18 protein-coding genes are annotated in these 23,474 nt (G+C 71.8%); 12 read left to right on the top strand and 6 right to left on the bottom strand.

Going from position 1 to position 23,474, the window contains the following annotated elements; all coding sequences use genetic code 11:
- Positions 1-68 precede the first annotated feature (68 nt).
- The 7 genes from ACFWW8_RS03455 (at position 69) to ACFWW8_RS03425 (ending at position 7,342) form a co-directional block, all read left to right on the top strand.
- Positions 69-1,250 (top strand): DUF4190 domain-containing protein, encoded by a 1,182-nt coding sequence (locus ACFWW8_RS03455; protein WP_386522930.1) that lies wholly within the window; start codon positions 69-71, stop codon positions 1,248-1,250.
- Between the two features lie 137 nt (positions 1,251-1,387).
- Positions 1,388-2,140, top strand: a complete 753-nt coding sequence (locus ACFWW8_RS03450; protein ID WP_386522927.1) for a GntR family transcriptional regulator — start codon at positions 1,388-1,390, stop codon at positions 2,138-2,140.
- A gap of 237 nt (positions 2,141-2,377) precedes the next feature.
- Positions 2,378-3,268: a hypothetical protein gene (locus ACFWW8_RS03445; RefSeq protein WP_386522924.1), complete on the top strand. Its 891-nt coding sequence runs from the start codon at positions 2,378-2,380 to the stop codon at positions 3,266-3,268.
- A complete protein-coding gene (locus tag ACFWW8_RS03440; protein WP_386522922.1) occupies positions 3,265-3,450 on the top strand; it encodes an SPOR domain-containing protein in 186 nt (61 codons plus the stop codon). Before ACFWW8_RS03445 ends, ACFWW8_RS03440 begins: the two co-directional genes overlap by 4 nt.
- Before the next feature lie 42 nt (positions 3,451-3,492).
- Positions 3,493-3,990, top strand: a complete 498-nt coding sequence (locus ACFWW8_RS03435) for a (deoxy)nucleoside triphosphate pyrophosphohydrolase (RefSeq protein ID WP_386522920.1) — start codon at positions 3,493-3,495, stop codon at positions 3,988-3,990.
- Positions 3,991-4,143: 153 nt separating this feature from the next.
- Entirely contained in the window at positions 4,144-4,572 is a 429-nt protein-coding gene (locus ACFWW8_RS03430) for an ATP-binding protein (RefSeq protein ID WP_386522917.1), read from the top strand.
- Positions 4,573-4,720: 148 nt separating this feature from the next.
- A complete protein-coding gene (locus ACFWW8_RS03425) occupies positions 4,721-7,342 on the top strand; it encodes a SpoIIE family protein phosphatase (protein WP_386522914.1) in 2,622 nt (873 codons plus the stop codon).
- Positions 7,343-7,406: 64 nt separating this feature from the next.
- Here the strand turns inward: ACFWW8_RS03425 and ACFWW8_RS03420 are convergent, their stop codons facing one another.
- From ACFWW8_RS03420 to ACFWW8_RS03395, 6 genes are all read right to left on the bottom strand, one after another.
- Positions 7,407-8,126 (bottom strand): PspA/IM30 family protein, encoded by a 720-nt coding sequence (locus tag ACFWW8_RS03420; protein ID WP_386522911.1) that lies wholly within the window; start codon positions 8,124-8,126, stop codon positions 7,407-7,409.
- A 94-nt stretch (positions 8,127-8,220) separates the two neighbouring features.
- The gene (locus ACFWW8_RS03415) at positions 8,221-10,254 is read right to left on the bottom strand and encodes a TPM domain-containing protein (protein ID WP_386523027.1); all 2,034 of its coding nucleotides are present in this window, start codon (positions 10,252-10,254) and stop codon (positions 8,221-8,223) included.
- A gap of 237 nt (positions 10,255-10,491) precedes the next feature.
- Positions 10,492-11,268: a succinate dehydrogenase/fumarate reductase iron-sulfur subunit gene (locus ACFWW8_RS03410; protein ID WP_386522908.1), complete on the bottom strand. Its 777-nt coding sequence runs from the start codon at positions 11,266-11,268 to the stop codon at positions 10,492-10,494.
- Positions 11,265-13,193 (bottom strand): fumarate reductase/succinate dehydrogenase flavoprotein subunit, encoded by a 1,929-nt coding sequence (locus ACFWW8_RS03405; RefSeq protein ID WP_386522905.1) that lies wholly within the window; start codon positions 13,191-13,193, stop codon positions 11,265-11,267. The genes ACFWW8_RS03410 and ACFWW8_RS03405 overlap by 4 nt, the downstream gene beginning before the upstream one ends.
- A gap of 1 nt (position 13,194) precedes the next feature.
- Positions 13,195-14,019: a hypothetical protein gene (locus tag ACFWW8_RS03400; RefSeq protein ID WP_386522902.1), complete on the bottom strand. Its 825-nt coding sequence runs from the start codon at positions 14,017-14,019 to the stop codon at positions 13,195-13,197.
- 141 nt (positions 14,020-14,160) lie between these two features.
- A complete protein-coding gene (locus ACFWW8_RS03395) occupies positions 14,161-14,433 on the bottom strand; it encodes a hypothetical protein (protein WP_386522899.1) in 273 nt (90 codons plus the stop codon).
- Between the two features lie 345 nt (positions 14,434-14,778).
- Between ACFWW8_RS03395 and ACFWW8_RS03390 the strand changes: the two genes are divergently transcribed.
- From ACFWW8_RS03390 to ACFWW8_RS03370, 5 genes are all read left to right on the top strand, one after another.
- The gene (locus ACFWW8_RS03390; protein WP_386522897.1) at positions 14,779-17,160 is read left to right on the top strand and encodes an ABC transporter family substrate-binding protein; all 2,382 of its coding nucleotides are present in this window, start codon (positions 14,779-14,781) and stop codon (positions 17,158-17,160) included.
- Positions 17,161-17,491: 331 nt separating this feature from the next.
- Positions 17,492-19,396, top strand: coding sequence for a translational GTPase TypA (typA, locus tag ACFWW8_RS03385; protein WP_386522895.1), 1,905 nt, complete (start codon positions 17,492-17,494; stop codon positions 19,394-19,396).
- Between the two features lie 460 nt (positions 19,397-19,856).
- Positions 19,857-21,479, top strand: coding sequence for an ABC transporter substrate-binding protein (locus ACFWW8_RS03380; RefSeq protein ID WP_386522892.1), 1,623 nt, complete (start codon positions 19,857-19,859; stop codon positions 21,477-21,479).
- A 96-nt stretch (positions 21,480-21,575) separates the two neighbouring features.
- A complete protein-coding gene (locus ACFWW8_RS03375; RefSeq protein WP_386522889.1) occupies positions 21,576-22,523 on the top strand; it encodes an ABC transporter permease in 948 nt (315 codons plus the stop codon).
- Positions 22,516-23,472: an ABC transporter permease gene (locus ACFWW8_RS03370; protein WP_386522886.1), complete on the top strand. Its 957-nt coding sequence runs from the start codon at positions 22,516-22,518 to the stop codon at positions 23,470-23,472. Before ACFWW8_RS03375 ends, ACFWW8_RS03370 begins: the two co-directional genes overlap by 8 nt.
- Positions 23,473-23,474 lie beyond the last annotated feature (2 nt).

The following is a 23,474-nucleotide window of genomic DNA, read 5'->3' as shown; positions in this document are numbered from 1 at the left end:
GCGTACCATTCGCGCATGCGTTCGCCTCTCCGTGCGGCCGCGGCCCGCCCCGATGGAGTCCCCGCCCCGTGAGCATTCCGCCGCCCCCGCCCTCCGGACCGGGTCCCTGGGCCCCGCCGTCACCGCCGTACGCATGGGGGCCGCCGCCGAACCACGGGCCGGCGCGGCCGGCGCTCAACGGGTTCGCGCTCGCCTCGCTCCTCGTCGGGCTGCTCTGCCTCCCGCCGCTCGGCATCGTCTTCGGCGTCGTGGCCCTCGTCCAGATCGCCGGACGGCGACAGCGGGGCAAGGCGCTGGCCGTCACCGGCCTCGCCGTCTCGGTGGCGATGACCGGGGTGCTCGCCCTCACCGCGGGCCCGGTCCTGACGGCCGTCGGCGACCGCCTGGACGCGGTCTCCGGGGCCACCGGCGCGCAGCGCGGGGCGCGGGCGACCGGCATGGCGGACCTGTCCGCCGGCGACTGCTTCACCGTCCCGGGCGGGGACCTGACGTCCCGCCGGGCGCTGATGTACGCGGTGGACTGCGCGGAGCCCCACCACGCGGAGGTGACCTCCTCCGGTCCGTTCGACCCGGCCCCCGCCGGCCCCGCCGGATCGCCCGCCGCGGACGCGCGGGCCCAGCAGGAGTGCTGGAAGGCCGAGGACGCGTACGCGATGGACAGCTGGGCGCTGCCGGCGAACGCCGAGATGTACTACTTCGCCCCCTCGCGCGGGTCCTGGAGCGAGGGCGACCGGCAACTGCTCTGCGTGATCGGCACGTCGCCGCGGGAGCACAGCGGCAGCCTGCGCAAGGACCGGGCCGCGCTGACCTCCGAGCAGGCCGAGTTCCTGACGGCGGCCAACGCCGTCGACCTCGCCTTCGGCCGGGCTCCCGAGGAGGACGTGGCGGACGCGCTGCCGGAGCACCGGGCGTGGGCGCGCGAGGTGGAGGCCGCGCTGGGCGACGAGGCCGGGGTGCTGGAGCGGCACGCGGGCCGGCCGGCGATCGGCCAGGCGGCGCGGGCGCAGCTCAAGGAGGTGGAGGCCGCCCGTACGGGGTGGCAGCGGGCCGCGCAGGCGAAGACGGCGGCTGAGTTCGACCGGCAGTGGAAGCGGGCCGCGGACGCGATGTCCGTACGGACCGAGAAGGCGTTGCGCGGCGCGTACGGGCTGTCGACGACCGTTCCGGACTGGCGGGAGGATGACCTCCCGGGGCCGGGCGGGGGCGGTTCGGGCGGTTCCGGTGGCCGTCCCCCGACGCAGTCCGCCTGACGTCGTCGGGGTGACGCGCGGTAACGGGTTTGAGTGACCTGGCTTCATCACTTCGGGTGAAACTCTGGCCCTTGCTTGCTATGGACAACCGTAGGTTGCCAGGCTGTTGCTGTCTGTCAACCTGATGGGAGTGGCCAGTGACTTTCGGTGAGCAGCCGGCCTATCTGCGCGTGGCCGGGGATCTCCGACGGAAGATCGTCGACGGTTCCCTGCCCCCGCACGCCCGGCTCCCTTCGCAGGCCCGCATCCGCGAGGAGTACGGGGTCTCCGACACCGTGGCGCTGGAGGCCCGCAAGGTCCTGATGGCGGAGGGACTCGTCGAGGGCCGGTCCGGCTCGGGGACGTACGTACGGGAGCAGCCGGTGCCGCGGCGGGTCGCGCGCTCCGGCTACCGCACGGGCGGCACTTCGACGCCCTTCCGGCAGGAGCAGGCGGAGTCGGGCGCGCGCGGCACGTGGGAGTCGCGCAGCGAGCAGGAGGCCGCCCCGGCGGAGATCGCCGAACGGCTCGGCATCGAGCCGGGCGAACGGGTCATGCGGACGCGGTACGTCTACCGTGACGCGGGGGAGGCGATGATGCTGTCGACCTCCTGGGAACCGCTGGCCGTGACCGGCCGGACCCCGGTGATGCTGCCGGAGGAAGGCCCGCTGGGCGGCTCGGGCGTGGTCGACCGGATGGCCGCGATCGACGTCGTCGTGGACAACGTGGTGGAGGAGGTCGGCGCGCGGCCCGGCCTGGCGGAGGAGCTCCTCCAGCTGGGCGGGGTACCGGGACACGTGGTGCTGGTGATCGGGCGTACGTACTTCGCGTCCGGCCGCGCCGTGGAGACGGCCGACGTGGTGGTCCCGGCGGACCGCTACCGCCTGGCCTACCACCTGCCGGTGAGGTGAACCGGGGCGCCGGACCGGGTCCCGGCCCCCGTCCCGGCCGCGCTTCGCCGTCCCGGGGCCGCTTCGCCGTCCCGGCCCCGCCCCCCTCCCGGCCGCCGGGGCGGCCGGCCCCGCACCGGTGAGCGGACGGGGGCGCGGGGCGCGTAACGCCGCGGCGACCCGGCGGGCGCCGGCGTAACCAGCGGGTGATGCCGCAGAGTGACGGGCCGTCACGGCGCGGGCCTGGCTTCCGGCGGTATGACCGACACCGCCGCCCCTGCCCCCGCGGCGGAACGCGGATTGTCCTGGTCGAACTTCTCCTCCCGGATCACGCACCGCCACCCGGGCCGGGTCTGGTGCGTCTTCCTCGGCATCGCGCTGACGCCGATGGAGCGGAACATGTTCGCCCTGCTCGGCACGCTGCTCGGCTTCCACTCCACCGTCGGCATCGCCTGGATCGCCGCCGTCGCCACCGACCTCGTGATCAACAAGCGGCTCGGACTCGGCCCGCCCTCCATCGAGTTCGAGCGCGCCTACCCCCACGCCGTCAACCCGGCGGGTTTCGGCGCGATATTGATCGCCTCCAGCGTCTCGACCCTCGCCCCCTTCGGGCTATTCGGCACCTGCGCCGGGGCGGTCTCGACCTTCATCGCGGCCGGACTCGCGCTCCTGCTGTGCTCGTTGATCGCATGGATGACCAGGGGCACGTGCGACCTGGCCCGGCCGAACGCGGTCGGGGGCACCTCCCGTGCCGAAGGCTTCGGGGGCGGACCGGACGCCGCCGTCGCCGACACCACCGCGACGCACGCGTGTGCGGCCTGCGAGACGGCGTACGGGCCGCCGGACACCGCCGACTGCCCCGTCCACGCGGGGACCGGTCCGCTCGCTCGGCTGCTCCCTCCACGCGACCTGCGGGGACGCCTGCCGCAAGGCGCCGCCGGGCCGTGCGGCGCTCCCGCCCCCCGCCCTCCGTGCGCCCGTCTGAACCGGCGCGCACGGCCCACTCGTACGCATGGCCGGATGCGTACGCCTGAGAGGTACCTCTTCGTGAAAAACCGTATCCGCTGCGTGAGGGTCGGGCGTAGGCTCGGGCATATGCGCAATGCGGTTTCCCGGGCAGGTACGTCGGCGGAGGGTGAAACGCGATGAACGACAGCGGTGCCCTGCTCCCGTGGCTGGTCATACGTCAGGACGACAACGGCAACCGCTACCGGGTGGGCCGGTACCCCACCCGGGCCGAGGCCCAGAAGGTCGCCGACAGCCTCGACGACCGAGGACACGAGCAGCTCTACTGGGTCGAGCGGATCGGTCAGACCGCCACGATGAACTGAGCGGCGTCGCAGCTGTCGCGGCGCTGACATAGGCTCCGCCCCATGACTGAACGCGTGGTCGTGGGCGGAGCCCTTTGTCATGAGGGCCGCCTGCTGGCCGCCCGCCGCAGTGCACCGCCCGAGCTGGCGGGCCGCTGGGAGCTGCCGGGGGGGAAGGCCGAGCCGGGCGAGTCCGTCCCCGAGGCGTTGGTCCGCGAACTGCGCGAGGAGCTGGGCGTCGAGGCCGAGCCGCTGGAGCGCATCCCGGGGGAGTGGCCGCTGAAGCCCGGCCTCGTCCTGCACGTGTGGACGGCGCGGCTGGTCTCCGGGGAGCCCGCCCCACTGGAGGACCACGACGAGCTGCGATGGCTGCGGCCGGACGAGCTGGATTCGGTGGACTGGCTCGACCAGGACCGCCCGGCGGTCGCCGAGGCCGGACGGAGGCTGCGCGAACGCGGCGGCGCCGGTGGTGCGGGCGGCGAGGCCGGCAGAGGGATCGGTGGCGCTGCCGTCCGTACCGGCGGCCGGGGTCTCGGCGGGGGCGCCCGCGGGGGCGCGTGACGCGCACGCTGTAGGCCGTATGCGCCACAGTGCGCCGGAGGTGGGGGATCGAGTGGTACGACGCCCCAAATATCGGGTATGTCGCTATTAATCCCTATCTCGTCCCTCTTTCGTCCCCGACGAACCGGACTGGGGTCACTGCTGGCCCGGGAAGTGATCGGCGTGATCGACACAGACGGTGAGTGCGCCGAGTGGGCTTTCCCCGCCGAACCCGGCGCCGTCCGCACCGCCCGCCACGCCGTGCGCGGCACCCTCCGGGACTGGGGCCTGGATTCCGTCGGCGATGTGACCGTTCTGCTGGTCAGCGAGCTCGTCACCAACTCCCTCCGCTACGCGTCGGGTCCCATCGGGGTCCGCCTGGTACGGCGCAATCCGGCCGCCGAGGGCTCTCCCGGCGGCCCCGCGCTGCTCGTGGAAGTTTCCGATCCGCTTCCGGATCCGCCTCGCGAGCGGGTCGCCCGGCCGGACGACGAGGGGGGCCGCGGACTGCACCTCGTCGCGGTCTCGTCACAACGCTGGGGGACCCGCCGCGGGAAGTCGGGCAAGACCGTGTGGTTCGAGTTGGCTCTTCCTGGTGAGTAACAAGGTGAAGGGTGACCGGCGATCACACGACGTGGCTCAAAAGCAACGGGACCTTTTTGTGATCGTGAACGCCGTGCCGTCAGGGGCCGTGGTGCTGAATACTTCGGTCAGGCCGGTCCGGTTGCGGTGAGCTGGAGGGGACGGTCGCGTGAGCGAGATACCTGCGCAGGCACATGAGTCCGACGTGCCCGGGGAGACATGGCACGACTCCCTGTGGCACAGCAGTCCGCCTGGCTCGATATATGACTACATAAAGGTTGCCTCCTTCTCGATCGGGCCCGACGGCCTCATCGACCAGTGGAGCCTGCGCGCCGAGGAGCTGTTCGGGCTGTCGGCGTCCCAGGCCGTGGGCCGGGATCCGGTCGACGCGTTCATGCCGGCCGACCTGCGTGCCGGCGCGCACCGCAGGGTCGCCGAGATCCTCGACGGCAAGGAGTGGACGGGCCTGATCCCCTTCCGCGTCCCGGGCGGGGCCGGCGCGCACGGTGTGGCCGAGATCTACGTGATGCCCACGCAGACCGAGGCGGCCGAGCGGGCCGCGCTGTGCGTCGTCGTCGACGTCCGCGCGCTGCGGCGGATCGAATCCGATCTGGCGGCCTCGCAGGCGATATTCGGCCAATCTCCCTTCGGGTTCCTGCTCTTCGGTACGGACCTGACCGTGCAGCGGGCCAACCGCCGCTTCGCCACGGTGTTCGGGGGCGCCGCCGAAGAGCACCGGGGCCGGACCGTGCACGACTACCTGTCGGCCCACGAGGCCGACCGGATGGCCGACGCCCTGCGCCGGGTCCTGGACAGCGGGGAGTCGGTCACCGACCTCCGGATCACCGGGGCCGCCCCCGGCAGCCGGGAGGACCGCCACTGGTCCATCAACCTCTACCGGGTGCACGGCGGCACCGGCCTGCCCATCGGCGTCGCCGGCATCGGCACCGACGTCACCCGGCGCCACCTCGCCGCCCGCGAGGCCGCCGGGGTCCGGCGCAACCTGGCCCTGCTCAACGAGGCCGGCCACCGGATCGGGAACTCCCTCGACCTGGAGACCACGGCCCGCGAACTCCTGGACGTGACCGTCCCGGGCTTCTGCGACCTGGCCGCCGTCGACCTCTACCAGGGGCTGCTCCTCGGCGACGACGACCGTCCCGCCCGGCCGCAGGGCCCCGGGGTGCCCTCACTGCCCGGCCAGGGCGCCGGCCGGGCACCGTCCGCGCCGCTGCGGCGGGTCGCCTTCGCCTCGGCCGTGTCCGACGCCCCGCTGTCGGGGCCGGGCGGGCTGGTGTCCGTAGGGGAGATCCACCGCTACCCGGCCGGGTCCCCGGGGGCGCTCGCCCTGCGGACGGCCCGCCCGCGGCTCATCGAGCGCGGAGGACCGGAGGACCTCGTCCAGTCGACGCTCATCGTGCCGATGGTCGCCCACGACACGGTGGTCGGCGTCGCGCAGTTCTCCCGCACGAAGGGCAGCGAGCCCTTCGGCGAACGCGACCGGGCGGTCGCCGTGGAGCTCGCCGCACGGGCCGCCGTCTGCATCGACAACGCGCGCCTCTACCGGCGGGAGCACGAGCGGGCGCTGATACTGCAGCGCAGCCTGCTGCCGCCCGGCGACCCGGAGGCGGCCGGCCTCGACATCGCCTGCCGGTACCTGCCGGGGAACGCGGCGACCGAGGTCGGCGGGGACTGGTTCGACGTCATCGAACTGCCCGGCCACCGCACGGCCCTGGTCGTCGGTGACGTGATGGGCCGCGGACTGCGGGCCGCCGTGGCCATGGGCGAGCTGCGGACCGCCGTACGGACCCTGGCGCTGCTGGACCTCGAACCGGCGGAGGTGCTCACCGCCCTGGACGAGGTCGCCCGCGGGCTCGGCGCCCCCGGCGGCTCCCAGCAGGCCTCCAGGGCGGCCCTGCACTCGCGGGACGCGGACCGTTCCGAGGTGTACCTGGCCACCTGCGTCTACGCGGTCTACGACCCGGTCACCCGGCGCTGCACCATCGCCAACGCCGGCCACATGCCGCCCGTCCTGGTGGAGCCGCCCGACGAGGACGGCGTACCGCGGCCCGCGCTCCTGCTGGAGGTGCCGCCCGGCATGCCGCTGGGGGTGGGAGGGGAGCCCTTCGAGGAGGTCGAGGTGGAACTGCCCGAGGGGGCGCTGCTCGCCCTGTACACCGACGGGCTCGTGGAGTCCCGCGACCACCCCCTGGAGGAGGGGCTCCGCGGCCTGCGGGCGGCTCTGGCCGACCCGGTGCGCCCGTTGGAGGACGTCTGCGACCACGTCCTGAACACCCTCGACACCCGGCACGGCGAGGACGACATCGCGCTGCTCATGGCCCGGGTCCAGGGCCTGCCGGTGGACGCGGTCGGCGACTGGCAGCTGCCGCGCGAGGCCCGTTCGGTGGGCCGGGCGCGGGAGCTGGCCCGGGCCAAGCTGCCGGCCTGGGGCCTTGAAGGGCTGCTGGACACCACGGAACTGCTGGTCAGCGAGCTGGTGACGAACGCCCTGCGCTACGGCGAGGGGGAGATCCGGCTGCGCCTGCTGCTGGACCGCACCCTGGTCTGCGAGGTCTGGGACGCCAACCTGGTGCAGCCCAGGCGGCGCCGGGCCCGCGACACGGACGAGGGGGGCCGCGGCCTCCAGCTGGTCGGCCTGCTCTCGGCCGGCTGGGGTACGCGGCGCACGCACCGGGGCAAGACGGTGTGGTTCGAGCTCCCGCTGCCCGGCGCGGTGGCCGACGCGGTCGCCGAACTGTCGGCGGAGCAGCTGCTGAACATGTACGGCGGGTAGGGCGCGGCGGGGGCCCGTCCACCGGGACGGGCCCCCCGGGTGCACGGGCCCGTCCCGGTGGCGGTCAGGCGGCGCGGTTCTGTTTGAGCGCGGCGAGGCGGGCCTCGATCTCCGAGGTCTTGCCGAGGTCGTCCAGGGATTCGAACTGCGCGTCCAGCGAGGACGCCGCCAGCTCCTGCTTGCCCAGCGCCATGGCCTCCTCGCGGCGGACCTTCTCCTCGAAGCGGTTCAGGTCGCTCGTCGGGTCCATGACGTCGATGTTCTTCACCGCGTCCATCATCGTGTTCTGCGCCTGCGCGGTCTTGGCCCGCGCCACCAGCTCGTCCCGCTTGGCCTGCAGCTCCGTCAGCTTGTTCCGCATGGCACCGAGGCCCGACTTGAGCTTGTCGACCACCTCCGTCTGGGCGGCGATCGTCGGCTCCGCCGTCTTCGCCTCCTTCTCCGACTGGAGCTGGCGGCCCAGCGCCACCTTCGCGAGGTTGTCGAACTTGTCGGCGTCCGCCGCCGCCCCCGAGGCGCGCAGTTCGTCGGCCTTCCTGCTCGCCGCGAGGGCCTTGCCGCCCCATTCGGAGGCCGTCTCCACGTCCTCCGTGTGGTCCGCCTCCAGCATCCGCAGGTTGCCGATCGTCGTCGCGACCGCCTGCTCCGCCTCCGAGATGTTGTTCGAGTAGTCGCGGATCAGCTGGTCCAGCATCTTCTGCGGGTCCTCCGCCTGGTCCAGCAGCGCGTTGATGTTGGCCTTGGCGAGCTGGGTGACGCGGCCGAGGATCGTCTGCTTGCTCATCGTGGGTCTCTCCTGATGGGGGATGGTGTGCCGGGTGCGGGGAGGGGCCGGGCCGGTGCCGGGCCCTGCGGTGCCGGGCTCCCGCCCGTCGCGTTCAGAAGCGGCCGCCGCCGCCCATGCGGCCGCGGGTTCCGCCGCCGCCGAAGGAGCCGGGACCGCGGCCGCCGCCGCCGCCGAAGCCGCCCCCGCCGCCGAAGCCGCCGAACCCGCCCCCGCCGCGGAGAAGCTCGCCGAGGATGATCCCGCCGAGTACGGCGCCGCCCCGGCCGCCGCCGGAGCTCCGGCCGCCGTACGGGTCCTGGTAGCCCCGTACGTCCTGCTCCGCCAGCTGCTGCGCCTGCCGCGCCAGGGAGTCCGCCCGCTGGGCCTCCGCCAGCGCGCCCGACGGGTCGGCGGACGTCAGGGTCCCCGCCCGCTCCAGGTGCCGTCCCGCCTCCGCCAGCCGGGTCCGGGCCTGGCTGCCGACGGCGCCCCGGCTGGTGGTGATGTAGTCCGTCGCGGCGCCGATCGCGCTGCGGGCCGAGAGCAGGGCCTGGTCCAGCAGGGCCACCGCGCGCTGGCGGCCCGACTCCCGCTCGCGCGCCCCGGCCAGCGCCTCGTCCAGGGCCGCGTCGGCCTCCTCGACCCGGCGCAGGGCGTCGATCGGGTCGTACCGGCCGGCCTCCTGCTCCCGCCGTACGTCGGCCAGGACCGCCTCCGCCCGGCCGATCCGGCCCCGCAGGTCCGCCGTCGAGGTGCCCTCGGAGGTGCCGGTCAGCAGCCCGCGGGCGTCCGCGAGGTCCGTACCGGTCTCGTTCAGGGCGCCCGGCAGCTTCCCCGCCGCCTCCGCCAGCTCCTGGGCCCGCCGCTCCACCGCGTCGACCAGGGTCGTCGCCTGGTCCACCGCGCCCTCGGCCGCCCGTACGTGCACGGCCGCCCGGCCGTTGTCGCCGGCGTCGACCGCGGCGTGCGCCTCGCCCAGGCTGGTCGTCGCGAACAGCAGCCGGTCCTCGGCCTGTTCCGGGTTGGAGGCGACGGGCGCCGACGCGGAGTCCGCGTACCGGCCGGCCAGCGCCGCCAGGGTGGCCACGGCCGTGGTGGTGCGCCCGGCCAGCGCCCGGAAGCGCAGCTCCACCGTGGCCAGGGCCTGCGGGGCGTTCTTCTCCAGGTCCCGCAGCCGGTCGAAGCCGGCGGACTCGGCGTCGAGGCGCCGGTTGGCCTCCGTGCACCGGGCGACGATCTCGTCGAGCATCCGGCGCCGGGTCGCGTCGTCCTCCGGGTAGGCGTCGTCCAGCTGCTGGCGCAGCCGGAAGGCGTGGGTCAGCTCGCCCTGGGCGTACTCCACGGCCGCGGTGAAGGGGGCCGCGGCCTCGTCGCCGAACTGGGCCGAGGCGAAGCCGAGTTCCTCCGTACTGGTGCGGATCGCGTCGTCCGTCCCCACCAGCAGCGCCTTGGCCCGGGAGTCCAGCTCCGGCAGCGTCAGCTGCGCCGGCCCGCCGCCGCCCCAGCCCCGGCCGCCGCCCGTACCGGGCCCGGAGCCGTCGCCGCGGCGCTTGCGGCGGGTGTACGCGTACGCCCCGAGCGCGCCGGCCGCGCCGACCGCGACCACCGGGAGCACGAAGTCCCCGGCTCCGGTGTGCCCGCTCTCCCCGCCGCCGGGATCCGCCGGACCGGGGGTGAGGGTGGGCGCGGGGACGGGCAGCCCGCCGAGCACGGCGTTGTAGCCGTTGGCCGCGCCGATCGCGGCGCCCGCCCAGTCGTTCTGCCGCAGGGCGGGCTCGATGGCGGTCCGGGCGACCGTCGCGAGCTGCTCCTCGGTGAAACCGGACGCGGTGTCGGCCGAATAGGCGTACTGCCGGTCGCCGGTCGCCACGGCCAGCAGCACGTCGTTCTGGCCGAGGCCGTTCTTCTCCGCGGTGGCATCGGCCCAGCTCTGCGCGGACCGGCCGGAGAAGTCGCGGACGTACGCCACGAAGAGCTGGACCCGCCGGTCGGCGTAGAGCGCGTCGAGGGCGGCGGCCACCGAGTCCCGCCGGTCGCCCAGGGCCCCGACACGGTCGGTGATCTGGCCCTGCCGGGACAGGGTCACCGGGTCGTCGGCGCGCGCCTGCGGAGCCCCCGCCACCCCCCAGCCGCCGAACGCGAGCAGCGCGGCGGCCAGGGCGAGCCCCGCCCGGAGCGGTACGCCGGCGGAGGTGCGTCTCTGCGTCCTGCTTCTCGGCGGAATCACAATTCGGAGGGTATGGGCGGTTTCATGCCTCCGCACGCGGAGTCCGGGTCCGGCGGCCCGCCCCGGCCCCCGCCCCGCTCCACACCCCCGCGCCGCACCGCCCCGCCCCCCTCCCCGTGCCGCCGGGGGGCGTGACGGCGGCACCGGGAGGGGCGGCTACGGGGTCCCGGAGCGCCGGCCGATCTTGTTGCCCAGCCACACCAGTGGGTCGTACTTGCGGTCCACGGCCCGCTCCTTCATCGGGATCAGCGCGTTGTCGGTGATCTTGATGCCCTCGGGGCAGACCTCCGTGCAGCACTTGGTGATGTTGCACAGGCCCAGCCCGTGCTCCTCCTGCGCGGAGCGCCCCCGGTCCAGGCCGGACTCCGCCGCCGCGTCCAGGGGGTGCATGTCCAGCTCCGCCACCCGCATCAGGAAGCGGGGCCCGGCGAAGGCGGACTTGTTCTCCTCGTGGTCCCGCACCACGTGACAGGTGTCCTGGCACAGGAAGCACTCGATGCACTTGCGGAACTCCTGCGAGCGCTCCACGTCCACCTGCCGCATCCGGTACGCGCCCGGCGCCACCCCCTCCGGCGGCACGAAGGACGGGACCTCGCGCGCCTTCGCGTAGTTGAAGGACACGTCCGTGACCAGGTCACGGACCACCGGGAACGCCCGCAGCGGGGTGACGGTGATCGTCTCCCCGCTCCCGAAGGTGGACATCCGCGTCATGCACAGCAGCCGCGGCCGGCCGTTGACCTCCGCGCTGCACGAACCGCACTTGCCCGCCTTGCAGTTCCAGCGCACCGCGAGGTCCTGGGCCTGCGTCGCCTGCAACCGGTGGACGATGTCCAGCACGACCTCGCCGTCGTTCACCTCGACGCTGAAGTCCCGCAGCTCCCCGCCCTCCGCGTCGCCCCGCCAGATCCGGAAGCGTGCGTCGTAGGTAGTCACTCGTAGAGCTCCTCTTCGGCGAGGTACTTGGCCAGCTCTTCCTTCTCGAACAGGGCGAGCAGGTCGGGACGAATGGGGTCCGTGCGCGTGCGCACGAGGGCGATCCGGTCGGCCGCCGGGTCGGCCGGGGCCGGGTCCACCGGCCGGCACAGCAGGTTCACCGGCCGCCAGGCGCGGTCCATACCCGGGCAGTCCTCGCGGGTGTGACCGCCCCGGCTCTCGGTGCGCTCCAGGGCCGCGCGGGCCACGCACTCGCTGACCAGGAGCATGTTCCGCAGGTCCAGCGCCAGGTGCCAGCCCGGGTTGAACTGCCGGTGCCCCTCGACACCGGCCCGGGAGGCCCGTACGCGCAGGGCCGCCAGCCGCTCCAGGGCCTGCGCCATCTCGCCCTCCCGCCGGATGATCCCGACCAGGTCGTTCATGGCGGTCTGGAGCTCCTGGTGGAGCGTGTACGGGTTCTCCGCGCCCTCGGCGGCGTGGAACGGGGCCAGCGCCTCCGCGGCCGCCTCGTCGATCCGGGCCGGGGAGACGGCCGGCCGCGCGGCCGGGGAGGAGGCGTGCTCCTGCGCGTACCCGGCGGCGTGCAGACCGGCCCGGCGGCCGAAGACGAGCAGGTCGGAGAGCGAGTTCCCGCCGAGCCGGTTGGAACCGTGCATGCCGCCCGCGACCTCGCCCGCCGCGAAGAGCCCCGGGACGCCGACCGCGGCCGCGGTGTCCGAGTCGACCGCGATGCCGCCCATCACGTAGTGGCAGGTCGGCCCGACCTCCATCGGCTCGGCGGTGATGTCCACGTCCGCCAGCTCTTTGAACTGGTGGTACATCGAGGGGAGGCGCCGGCGGATCCGCTCGGCCGGCATCCGGGTGGACACGTCCAGGAAGACGCCGCCGTGCGGGGAGCCGCGGCCGGCCTTCACCTCGGAGTTGATGGCCCGGGCCACCTCGTCGCGGGGGAGCAGTTCGGGGGGCCGCCGGTTGTGGTCGGGATCGTCGTACCAGCGGTCGCCCTCCGCCTCCGACTCGGCGTACTTCTCCTTGAAGACGTCCGGGACGTAGTCGAACATGAACCGCTTGCCATCACTGTTGCGCAGCACCCCGCCGTCGCCGCGCACCGACTCGGTGACCAGGATGCCCTTCACCGACGGCGGCCAGACCATGCCCGTCGGGTGGAACTGCACGAACTCCATGTTCAGCAGCGGCGCCCCGGCCAGCAGGGCCAGCGCGTGCCCGTCGCCCGTGTACTCCCAGGAGTTGGACGTGGTCTTGAAGGACTTGCCGATCCCGCCGGTGGCCAGGACGACCGCGGGGGCCTCCAGGACGAAGAAGCGGCCCGACTCGCGCTCGTAGCAGAAGGCCCCCGCGACCCGCCCGCCGCCCGCGGGGCCGTCGTCCTTCAGGACCCGGGTGACCGTGCACTCCTGGAAGACCTTGAGGCGGGACTCGTAGTCCCCGAACTCCTCGAAGTCCGCCTGCTGGAGCTGGACGATCTTCTGCTGGAGGGTCCGGATCAGCTCCAGGCCCGTCCGGTCGCCGACGTGGGCCAGGCGCGGGTACTCGTGGCCGCCGAAGTTCCGCTGGGATATCCGGCCGTCCGGGGTGCGGTCGAAGAGCGCGCCCCAGGTCTCCAGCTCCCAGACCCGGTCCGGGGCCTCCTTCGCGTGCAGCTCCGCCATCCGCCACTGGTTCAGGAACTTGCCGCCGCGCATCGTGTCGCGGAAGTGCACCTGCCAGTTGTCGCCCTCGTTGACGTTGCCCATGGAGGCGGCGATGCCGCCCTCCGCCATCACCGTGTGGGCCTTGCCGAAGAGGGACTTGCAGATCACCGCCGTGCGGGCGCCGCGCTCGCGGGCCTCGATCGCGGCACGCAGCCCGGCGCCGCCCGCGCCGACCACGACCACGTCCCACTGCTGCCGTTCCACTTGGGTCATCTCAGAAGATCCTCGGGTCGGTGAAGGCGCCGCTGGCCACCAGGTAGACGTAGAAGTCGCAGAGCGCGACGCTGATCAGCGAGGCCCACGCCAGCTGCATGTGGCGGGCGTTGAGCCGGCTGACCCAGCCCCACAGCCGGTAACGCACCGGGTGCTTCGAGAAGTGCTTGAGCTTGCCGCCCATGATGTGCCGGCAGGAGTGGCACGACAGCGTGTAGGCCCAGATCAGGGCGATGTTGACGAGGAACAGCAGCGTCCCGAGGCCCATGTGGCCCCAGGCGTAGTGCTCGTCGCGGAAGGTCAGCACCGTGTCGTACGTGAGGATGCCCGCGACCGGGACCGCCGCGTAGAAGAAGTAGCGGTGCGCGTTCTGGAAGACCAGCGGGAAGCGGGTCTCCCCGGTGTACGCCGCGTGCGGCTCGGCGACGGCGCACGCGGGCGGCGAGGCCCAGAAGCTCCGGTAGTAGGCCTTGCGGTAGTAGTAGCAGGTCAGCCGGAAGCCGAGCGGGAAGATCAGGATCAGCAGTGCGGGGGACAGGCCCCACCAGCTGCCGAACAGGTCCCAGTTGGGGCCGCCGCGCATCTCCTGGCAGTTCTCCGCCAGACACGGGGAGTAGAACGGCGAGACGTACGGGGCCGCGTAGTAGTCGGCGTTGGCGAAGGCCCGCCAGGTCGAGTAGACGATGAAGGCGAACAGCCCGGCCGCGGTGCCGGCCGGGGCCAGCCACCACCGGTCGGTCCGCAGGTGCCGGGCGGCGATGGCGGCCCGTGAGGCGCCGTGGACGCCGGAGGGCCGTTGTCGGGGTGGTTCCGTGCCTGTGGCCAAAGGGGACTCCGGGTGGAGTGATGAGGGGTGGCCCGGGAGACCGGCCGCCGGGGCGGCCGGGTCCGACGGGGTGCGGTCCGGACGGGGTGCGGGTCCGCGCGCGGGGCCGGGAGGGCCCGCGCCAGGGGGACGGGCCCCGGGTCAGGGGGCGCGGCGGTCGCGGGCGCCGAGGCCCTCGTCGTCGGAGTCCGTCCACAGGCTGCTGTCGTACGGGGTGTCCGGGACGGTCACCATCAGGGAGGGGTCGGTCACGGCGGCCGGGCCCGCGGGTCTGCCCCGCCCCGCCTGCCGCTCCAGCCGCTCGACCGTGCGCGTCAGCTCGTCGAGGGTGCGCCGTACGGCCTTCAGCTCGTCGTGCGGCGAGTCGTGCGGTACGCCGTGCGGTACGTCGTCCGGTGAGTCGTGCAGGGACATGATTCTTGCCCTCACTTCCGCGGGGTGCGGTGGCAGCGCTCATGTGCGCCTGAGAGTGTTGCGCCTCCTGTCCCCGGTGTGAAGGGACGTGCAGCGATTACGGGCGCGCGGGCTTGATCCGTGCGCCCCCCGCACCCGGTTCCGTCCCCCTTCCGGGGGAACGCCCGCCCGTGCCGGGGACCGGATTGGTCCGCACGGGTGGGGTTCGCGGCGTGGCGCGAGGTAGCTGCGGGAGGCGTGGGGGGCCGTGGATTTCAGTGGGTCCCGGCAACCGGTGTGATCAGCTCCCTATACCGCCAAACGTGATCATGCTTCCCCCACGCCCCGCCCCCGGAGGTACGACCCATGTCCCAGAGAAGGCGCAGGTCCTTGGCGCTCCTGACCTCGGGAGTCCTCGCACTGCCGCTGCTCGCGGGCTGCGGCGCGGGCGACGACGAGGGCGGTCCGGCCGCCGCAGGGCAGGACATCGCCACGACCCCCCGCGACCGGGTCGCCGACGGGGGCGTGCTGCGCTGGGCGGTGGACGCCCTCCCCGAGACCCTGAACGCCTTCCAGGCCGACGCGGACGCCACCACCGGCCGGATCGCCGGGGCCGTGCTGCCCCAGCTGTTCGTCCTGGACGCCAAGGGCCGGCCGGTGGCCAACCCCGACTACCTGGAGAAGGCCGAGGTCGTCGAGCGCGAGCCCAAGCAGGTGGTCCTGTACAAGCTGAACCAGCAGGCGGTGTGGAGCGACGGCCGCGAGATCGGCGCCGCCGACTTCCTGGCGCAGTGGCGGGCCCTCAACGGCAAGGACTCCGCGTACTGGACGGCCCGCAACGCGGGCTACGAGCGGATCGAGAGGATCGAGCGCGGCAAGACCGACCTGGAGGTCAAGGTCACCTTCGCCAAGCCGTACACGGACTGGCGCTCCCTGTTCAGCCCGCTCTACCCCAAGCAGGTCACCGGTACCCCGGACGCCTTCAACGAGGGCGCCCGCACGGCCCTCAAGGTCACCGCGGGGCCCTTCAACCTCGGCGCGGCCGACAAGAAGACCGGTTCCGTCGCACTGACCCGCAACCCCCGCTGGTGGGGCAAGACGGCCAAGCTGGACTCCCTGGTCCTGACGGCCGTGCCGCGGGCCGACCGCCCGGCCGCGCTGGCCGCCGGGAGGATCGACCTGGCGGAGATCGACCGCGCCGGCGCCGACCGGATCGCGCTGGCCCGCCGGGACGCCGGCCGCGGCGGCGCCCCGGGCGCGGCCGGCGGTTCGGGCGGGGCCGGCGGTTCGGGCGGGGCCCCGGCCCACGGTCCGGGCGCGTCGCTGACGGCCGCCCAGGCCACCCTGTCGTGGGCGGTCGCCTTCGGCGCGGACGAGGGCAAGGCCGCGGCGGAGCAGGAGTCCCGCCGGAAGACCGCCGAGGCGGTCAAGAAGTACGCCGACGAGCAGGCGGCCCTGCGCACCTTCACCGTCCGCAAGTCCCTGGAGCCGGCCTACACGCAGCTCGCGATGAACGGGGCCTCCGGCCCGCTGGCCGACGAGCGGGTGCGCCGCGCGATCGCCCGCGCCCTGGACCGTCAGGCGCTGGCGGAGATCGTACTGAAGCCGCTCGGCCTGCCCGCGAAGCCCGTCGGCAGCCACGTGGCCCTCGCCGGGCAGCGTGCGTACGCCGACAACAGCGGAGCCCTCGGCGGCCAGGACACCCAGGCGGCCCAGGCCCTCCTGGCGGACGCGGGCTGGCGCCGCGGCGGCAGGCTGACCGAGCCGGCGGGCGCGAAGGCGGGAGCCGAGGCCGCGGACCAGGACGATTCGAAGACCCCGTCGGGCCCGGGCACCGGGAACGACGGCCTCTACATCGTGGGCCAGGACGACGGGAGCAACGGCGACGGGCTCGTCGCCGAGGACCCGCGGCACGCCCCCGACGGCGAGATCGTCGACGCGGACGCCTTCGCCCCCGGCGGGGACGCCGACAAGGACAGCCCCTCCCCGGTGCTGGCCCCCGCGCCGTTCGCCGCCGATCAGCGGGCCTCGCTGCTGACCCAGGCCGTGGTGGCCGCGGCGGCGGACGACGGCAAGCGCAGCCCGGCCCTCGACGCCGAGGCGGCCGGGATCGCCGAGGTGGGCGCGGCCGAGGGGGTCCCGTCCTCCCCGCCCCCGGCGAGGCAGGCGGCCCGCACCTCCGGATCGGTGCTCGCCAAGGACGGCAAGGCGCTGGCCCTGCGGTTCGTCCTCCCGTCGGGGCCCGGCTCCGAGCCGCTGCGGGCGGTCGGGGAGCGGATCAGCCAGATGCTGCTGAAGCTCGGCGTGAGCACCGAGATCACCAAGGTGGCCGACGAGAGCTTCTTCAAGGACCACATCGCCTCGGGCCAGTACGACCTGGCCCTCTACTCCTGGCCGGCGACCGCCTACCCGGCCACCGACGCCCGGCCGATCTTCGCGAAGCCGGAGCCGGCCGCGGACGGGTCGCTGCTCGTCGAACAGAACTACACCCGGGTCGGCACCGACCACATCGACCAGCTCTTCGACCAGGCGGTCGGCGAGCTGGACGAGGAGCAGTCGCGGGAGCTGGTGCGCAAGGCGGACGCCCGGATCTGGGCCGCCGCCGGCTCCATCCCGCTCTACCAGCGCCCGGAGCTGGTGGCGGCCAAGCCGAGCCTGGTCAACGCCGGCGCCTTCGGACTCGGCGCCCCGCGATTCCAGGACATCGGCTGGAAGAAGCCGGCGGACGCCAAGGACAAGCGGAAGTAGGCGAGAAGAAGTGGTGACAAACCGGTTCCAGACAGGTTGACCCGCGGGTCACAAGCTCAGAAGTGACTCAAGTTCCTTGCCCGCCGGATCCCCGGCGGGCAAGGTCGTGGATACCCGTTGACCCGCATGAACACCGGCAGGACGGGCGGTCGGGACACCCCACCCAGCACCCGGCCGCCCTCATTCGTCCGGCCCCTTGACAGACCCCCCGGCAGGCGGTTCCCGCTGCGCGACGTACGATGGGGTAAGGCCGTGGCAGGTTTCCGCCCGGTCGAGGCGCGCGTGCCAGGCCGTACGCGACGCCATCCACGATCCCGGGAGAAGCGCCGAAGTGCCCACGCGCCACGACATCCGTAACGTCGCCATCGTCGCCCACGTCGACCATGGCAAGACGACCATCGTCGATGCCATGCTCAAGCAGGCCGGTGCCTTCGCCGCCCACCAGCACCTCGACGACCGCATGATGGACTCGAACGACCTGGAGCGTGAGAAGGGCATCACGATCCTCGCCAAGAACACGGCGGTGAAGTACCACCCCAAGGACGGCGGGGCCCCGATCACGATCAACATCATCGACACGCCCGGCCACGCCGACTTCGGTGGTGAGGTCGAGCGCGGTCTGTCGATGGTGGACGCCGTCGTCCTGCTGGTGGACGCCTCCGAGGGTCCGCTGCCCCAGACCCGCTTCGTCCTGCGCAAGGCGCTGCAGGCGAAGATGCCGGTCATCCTGTGCATCAACAAGACCGACCGCCCCGACTCCCGGATCGACGAGGTCGTCAACGAGACGTACGACCTCTTCCTGGACCTGGACGCGGACGAGGAGCAGATCGAGTTCCCGATCGTCTACGCCTGCGGCCGTGACGGCGTCGCCTCGCTGACCAAGCCGGAGGACGGCACCGTCCCCGCGGACAGCGACAGCCTGGAGCCGTTCTTCTCCACCATCCTGGAGCACGTCCCGGCCCCGGTGTACGACGAGGAGGCCCCCCTCCAGGCCCACGTCACCAACCTGGACGCCGACAACTTCCTCGGCCGCATCGCGCTCGTCCGTGTCGAGCAGGGCGAACTGCGCAAGGGCCAGACGGTCGCGTGGATCAAGCGTGACGGCACGATCTCGAACGTCCGCATCACCGAGCTGATGATGACCGAGGCGCTCACCCGCAAGCCTGCCGAGGTGGCGGGCCCGGGCGACATCTGCGCGGTCGCCGGATTCCCCGACATCATGATCGGCGAGACCCTGGCCGACCCGGAGAACCCGATCGCGCTCCCGCTGATCTCGGTGGACGAGCCGGCGATCTCCATGACCATCGGTACGAACACCTCCCCGATGGTCGGCCGCGGCGGCAGCGGCAAGGGCGCGGACGCCAAGTCCGCGGTCAAGGACCGCAAGGTCACCGCCCGCCAGGTCAAGGACCGCCTCGACCGCGAGCTCGTCGGCAACGTCTCGCTCCGCGTGCTCGACACCGAGCGCCCGGACGCCTGGGAGGTCCAGGGCCGCGGTGAGCTCGCGCTCGCCATCCTGGTCGAGCAGATGCGCCGCGAGGGCTTCGAGCTGACCATCGGCAAGCCGCAGGTCGTCACGCAGGAGATCGACGGCAAGATCCACGAGCCGGTCGAGCGCATGACGATCGACGTCCCCGAGGAGCACATGGGCGCGGTCACGCAACTCATGGGCGTCCGCAAGGGCCGCATGGACAACATGTCGAACCACGGCTCCGGCTGGGTCCGCATGGAGTTCGTCGTCCCGTCCCGCGGCCTCATCGGCTTCCGTACGGAGTTCCTGACGGGCACGCGCGGCACCGGCATCGCCCACTCCATCCACGAGGGCCACGAGCCGTGGTTCGGCCCGCTGGTGACCCGCAACAACGGTTCCCTGGTCGCCGACCGCTCCGGTTCGGTCACGCCGTTCGCGATGATCAACCTGCAGGAGCGCGGCGTCCTGTTCACCGACCCCGGCACCGAGGTGTACGAGGGCATGATCGTCGGCGAGAACTCGCGCTCCGACGACATGGACGTGAACATCACCAAGGAGAAGAAGCTCACCAACATGCGTGCGGCTTCCGCGGACAACACCGAGAACGTGGTGCCCCCGCGCAAGCTCTCCCTGGAGCAGTCCCTGGAGTTCTGCCGCGACGACGAGTGCGTCGAGGTGACCCCGGAGGCCGTCCGCATCCGCAAGGTCGTCCTGGACCAGAAGGACCGCTCGCGCACCGCCTCGCGCGCCAAGTCCGCCAAGTAGTACCGGAGTAGCCCGGCTGTACCCCATGCGCCGCTTGGACGGCGCAGGGGGTGGCCGAAACACCCGCGATCGCCGACAGCCCCTCCCGTCACGGACTCCGTGACGGGAGGGGCTGTTCGCTTTTGTCAACCGGATTTTTTGGTTCAGGCGTCCGCATACCGACCGTGACAATCCGGAAGGTGAGCTAACCGTCCGTTTCGCACGTGTCTGTCTCCTATCCGTTTGTCCGGATTTCGGGTTTTGGTCATGCGGTGATGTTGTGAAAACGAGACCACTTAAGTGTGGTTTACGGTCTGGGCGTCCCCGAGGATGGCTCCATTGAGCTCGGGTCAATGGGTCAAGCGCTGTGGGGAGCGCCGACTCACGAGCACGCACGATGGGGCCGGATTTCGCTGTCAGGGGTGTCAGCGCCACCGGGCCCTTCACTTATCGACTGTGACTCCTGAGGAGGCAATTACCCATGCGCGGAGCAACGAGCGCCAAGTGGGTCGCGGGTGCCGTCATCGTGGCGATGGCTGCCACGGCTTGTGGTACCGGCAAGGACGACGCCGGCAACAGTGCCGGTGGAAGCATCACCGTTGTGCTCGGCGAGCCGCAGCACGGCCTTGTGGGCCAGAACACCGCGGAGTCCGAGGGCGCCGAGGTTCTCAACGCCCTCTTCACCGGTCTGGTCGAGTACGACAACAAGACCAACGAGGCGAAGCTCGCGGTCGCCGAGTCCATCGAGACCACGGACTCGCAGACCTGGACCATCAAGCTCAAGGACGGCTACACCTTCCACAACGGCGAGAAGGTCGACGCGCAGTCGTTCGTCCGCGCCTGGACCTGGGGTGCCAACCAGGACAACGCCGCCGAGGGCCTGCCCTTCTTCGCGAAGATCGAGGGCTCCGACGAGCTGGCGCCGGGCAAGGACAAGAAGCCCACCGCCACCGAGTTCAAGGGTCTGAAGGTCGTCGACGAGAAGACCTTCACCGTCAAGCTGAAGGCTCCGTTCTCCCAGTTCAAGACCATGCTGGGCTACAACGCCTTCTACCCGCTGCCGAAGGCCTTCGAGGCCGACCCGAAGAAGTTCGGCGAGGCCCCCATCGGCAACGGCGCCTTCCAGATGGACGGTGCCTGGGAGCACAACAAGCAGATCAAGGTCAAGCGGTACGACAAGTACCCGGCCGAGGGTCGCGCCAAGCTCGAGGGCGTCACCTTCAAGATCTACGACAACCTGGACACGGCGTACAACGACCTGCGCGCCGACAACCTCCAGATCGTCGACAAGCTCCCCGTCTCGGCGCTGGCCACCGTCTCCCAGGAGTTCGGCGACCGCTACCTCTACAAGCCGGAGTCGGGCGTCGGTTACATCGGTCTCCCGCTGAAGACGAACCCCGAGGCGTTCGGCAAGGTGGAGATCCGCAAGGCCATCTCCATGGCCATCGACCGGGACGCCATCACGAAGACCATCTTCAACGGCACCCGCAAGCCGGCCGACGACTTCATCAGCCCCATCATCCCGGGTTACCGCAAGGGCGCCCTCGGCGAGGTCGGTACCTACAACCCGACCAAGGCCAAGGAGCTCTTCACCCAGGCGGGCGGCGTTCCGGGCAACAAGATCGAGCTCGGCTACAACGCCGACGGCGGCCACAAGGAGTGGATCGAGGCCGTCGCCAACCAGCTGAAGGCGAACCTCGGCGTCGAGGTCACCGCCAAGCCGTTCACCAAGTTCGGTGACATGCTGACCGAGCTCGGCGACCAGAAGTACAAGGGCGGCTTCCGCATGGCGTGGTCCATGGACTACCCGGCGGCCGAGAACTACCTCCGTCCGATCTTCTCGAAGGTCGCGATCGACAACGGCTCCAACTACGGCGGCTACGTCAACGAGGAGTTCGAGACCCTGCTTGACCAGGCCGACAAGACCGCCGACCCGGCGGAGGCCCTCAAGCTGTACCAGCAGGCCGATGACGTCATCATCAAGGACCTGCCGTACATCCCGGTCTTCACCTACATGTCTTCTTCGGCCTACTCCAAGTCCGTGAAGAACGTTGAGATCGACGCCCAGGGCCGCATGGACCTGGCCAAGGTCGAGCGCAACTAACACCCCTCTTCACGTCAAGGGGACGCCGGGGGCGGGTGGGCGGAATCAGGTTTCCGCCCGCCTGCCCCTTCCCCCTGTTCTTCCGCTGGAGGTCTGATGGGCCGCTACCTCATCCGCCGACTCATACAGGCGATCCCTGTTCTGCTCGGTGCCACTTTCCTGATCTACTTGCTGACCTTCGCCATGCCGGGTGCTGACCCGATCCAGCTCCTGGCAGGTGAGAAGAAGGCAGACCCGCTCGTCGCGGCGATGCTGCGCGAGAAGTACAACCTCGACGACCCGTTCCTGATGCAGTACTGGAACTACATCACCGGCGTGTTCCAGGGCGACCTCGGTGAGTCCCTGAACGGACGCAAGGTCCTCGACCAGTTCGCCGAGGCCTTCCCGTACACGGTGAACCTGGCTCTCATGGCCTTCGTCATCGAGGCCGTCGTCGGTGTGCTGGCCGGCATCATGGCAGCCCTGCGCCGGGGCAAGTTCCTCGACCAGCTGGTCCTGCTCTCGACGCTGATGGTCATCTCGATCCCCGTCTTCGTCACCGGCTTCGTGCTGCAGCTGACGCTCGGCGTGCACCTGAAGAACGAGTGGGGCATCGAGTTCTTCACGCCCTCGTTCAATGAGAACGACGGCATGATCGGGTATCTCCTCCCGGCCCTCGTCCTCGCTTCCACCTCCCTGGCGTACGTGGCCCGACTGACCCGTACCAGCCTGATGGAGACGATGCGCGCGGACTACGTGCGCACCGCGACCGCCAAGGGGCTTCCGCGCCGCCGCGTCGTCGTGTCCCACGCGCTGCGCAACGCGCTCATACCGATCATCACGTTCCTGGGTGCCGATCTCGGCGCGCTGATGGGCGGTGCGGTCATCACCGAGCGGATCTTCAACATCCACGGAGTCGGCGGTCTGCTCGCCAAGTCCGTGTACCTCAAGGACGGTGCGGTAGTGGTGGGCGGTGTGACCATCCTGGTCCTCGTGTACCTCCTCGCGAACCTGCTTGTGGACCTTCTCTACGCCGTGCTCGACCCGAGGATCCGCTATGCGTGACACGACTACGGTGGGGGACTCGATGACCGACACCCAGATAGCCGGAGCCCCCTCCGCCGGCGCACCTGCGGACCAGACCGACCCGAAGAAGAAGAGCCGCGAGGCCAGCCTCTGGTCCGACGCCCTGAGCGACCTGCGTCGCAACCCGGTCTTCCTGATCGGCGGCTTCCTGGTTCTGTGCATGCTCATCATCTCGGCGTTCCCGCAGTGGTTCACCAGTGCCAGCCCCTTCGAAGCGACGGCCTGCAAGCTGGAGGACTCCCTCAAGACCCCGAGCGCCGACCACTGGTTCGGCTTCGACATCCAGGGCTGCGACGTCTACACCCGTACGGTGTGGGCCGCCCGCAACTCCGTGATCGTCGGAATCGTCACCACCTCGCTGGTGGTCCTCGTCGGTGGTTCCCTCGGTCTGCTGGCCGGCTGGACCGGCGGCATCATCGACAGCGTTCTGTCTCGTTTCACCGAGATCTTCTTCGCGATTCCGCTGCTGCTCGGCGGCATGCTCATCATGTCCGCCCTGCCGGGCAACGCCTGGACGGTATCGCTGGTGCTGGCCATCCTCGGCTGGCCGCAGATCTTCCGCATCATGCGGTCCTCGGTGCTGCAGAACAAGAACAACGACTACGTGATGGCCGCCCGCGCCCTCGGTGCCGGCACTCTGCGCATCACGATCCGCCACATCCTGCCGAATGCTGTCGCCCCCGTCATCGTGGTCGGTGCGATCAGCCTGGGTGTGTACATCTCCGCCGAGGCGGCCCTGTCGTACCTCGGCATCGGGGTCCAGCCCCCGGAGATCTCGTGGGGCCTGATGGTCAGCGACGCCTCCGTCCGCTGGCTCCAGGCACCGCACGTGCTGCTGTTCCCGTCGGCCGCGCTGAGCATCACCGTGCTCGCGTTCATCATGGTCGGCGACGCGGTGCGCGACGCCCTCGACCCGAAGCTGCGCTGAGG

The organism is Streptomyces sp. NPDC058701 (assembly GCF_042715295.1).
Taxonomy (GTDB): domain Bacteria; phylum Actinomycetota; class Actinomycetes; order Streptomycetales; family Streptomycetaceae; genus Streptomyces.
The sequence above is the reverse complement of the archived record's forward strand: the minus strand, read 5'-3'. Positions and strand labels throughout refer to the sequence as shown.

What these genes read in the sequence shown, in the direction of transcription:
- ACFWW8_RS03445 (WP_386522924.1), top strand. Translation starts at nt 2,378, where the DNA reads ATGACCGACACCGCCGCCCCTGCCCCCGCGGCGGAACGCGGATTGTCC.
- ACFWW8_RS03390 (WP_386522897.1), top strand. Translation starts at nt 14,779, where the DNA reads ATGTCCCAGAGAAGGCGCAGGTCCTTGGCGCTCCTGACCTCGGGAGTC.
- ACFWW8_RS03405 (WP_386522905.1), bottom strand. Translation starts at nt 13,193, where the DNA reads ATGACCCAAGTGGAACGGCAGCAGTGGGACGTGGTCGTGGTCGGCGCG.
- ACFWW8_RS03435 (WP_386522920.1), top strand. Translation starts at nt 3,493, where the DNA reads ATGACTGAACGCGTGGTCGTGGGCGGAGCCCTTTGTCATGAGGGCCGC.
- ACFWW8_RS03370 (WP_386522886.1), top strand. Translation starts at nt 22,516, where the DNA reads ATGCGTGACACGACTACGGTGGGGGACTCGATGACCGACACCCAGATA.
- ACFWW8_RS03440 (WP_386522922.1), top strand. Translation starts at nt 3,265, where the DNA reads ATGAACGACAGCGGTGCCCTGCTCCCGTGGCTGGTCATACGTCAGGAC.
- ACFWW8_RS03420 (WP_386522911.1), bottom strand. Translation starts at nt 8,126, where the DNA reads ATGAGCAAGCAGACGATCCTCGGCCGCGTCACCCAGCTCGCCAAGGCC.
- ACFWW8_RS03395 (WP_386522899.1), bottom strand. Translation starts at nt 14,433, where the DNA reads ATGTCCCTGCACGACTCACCGGACGACGTACCGCACGGCGTACCGCAC.
- ACFWW8_RS03375 (WP_386522889.1), top strand. Translation starts at nt 21,576, where the DNA reads ATGGGCCGCTACCTCATCCGCCGACTCATACAGGCGATCCCTGTTCTG.
- ACFWW8_RS03380 (WP_386522892.1), top strand. Translation starts at nt 19,857, where the DNA reads ATGCGCGGAGCAACGAGCGCCAAGTGGGTCGCGGGTGCCGTCATCGTG.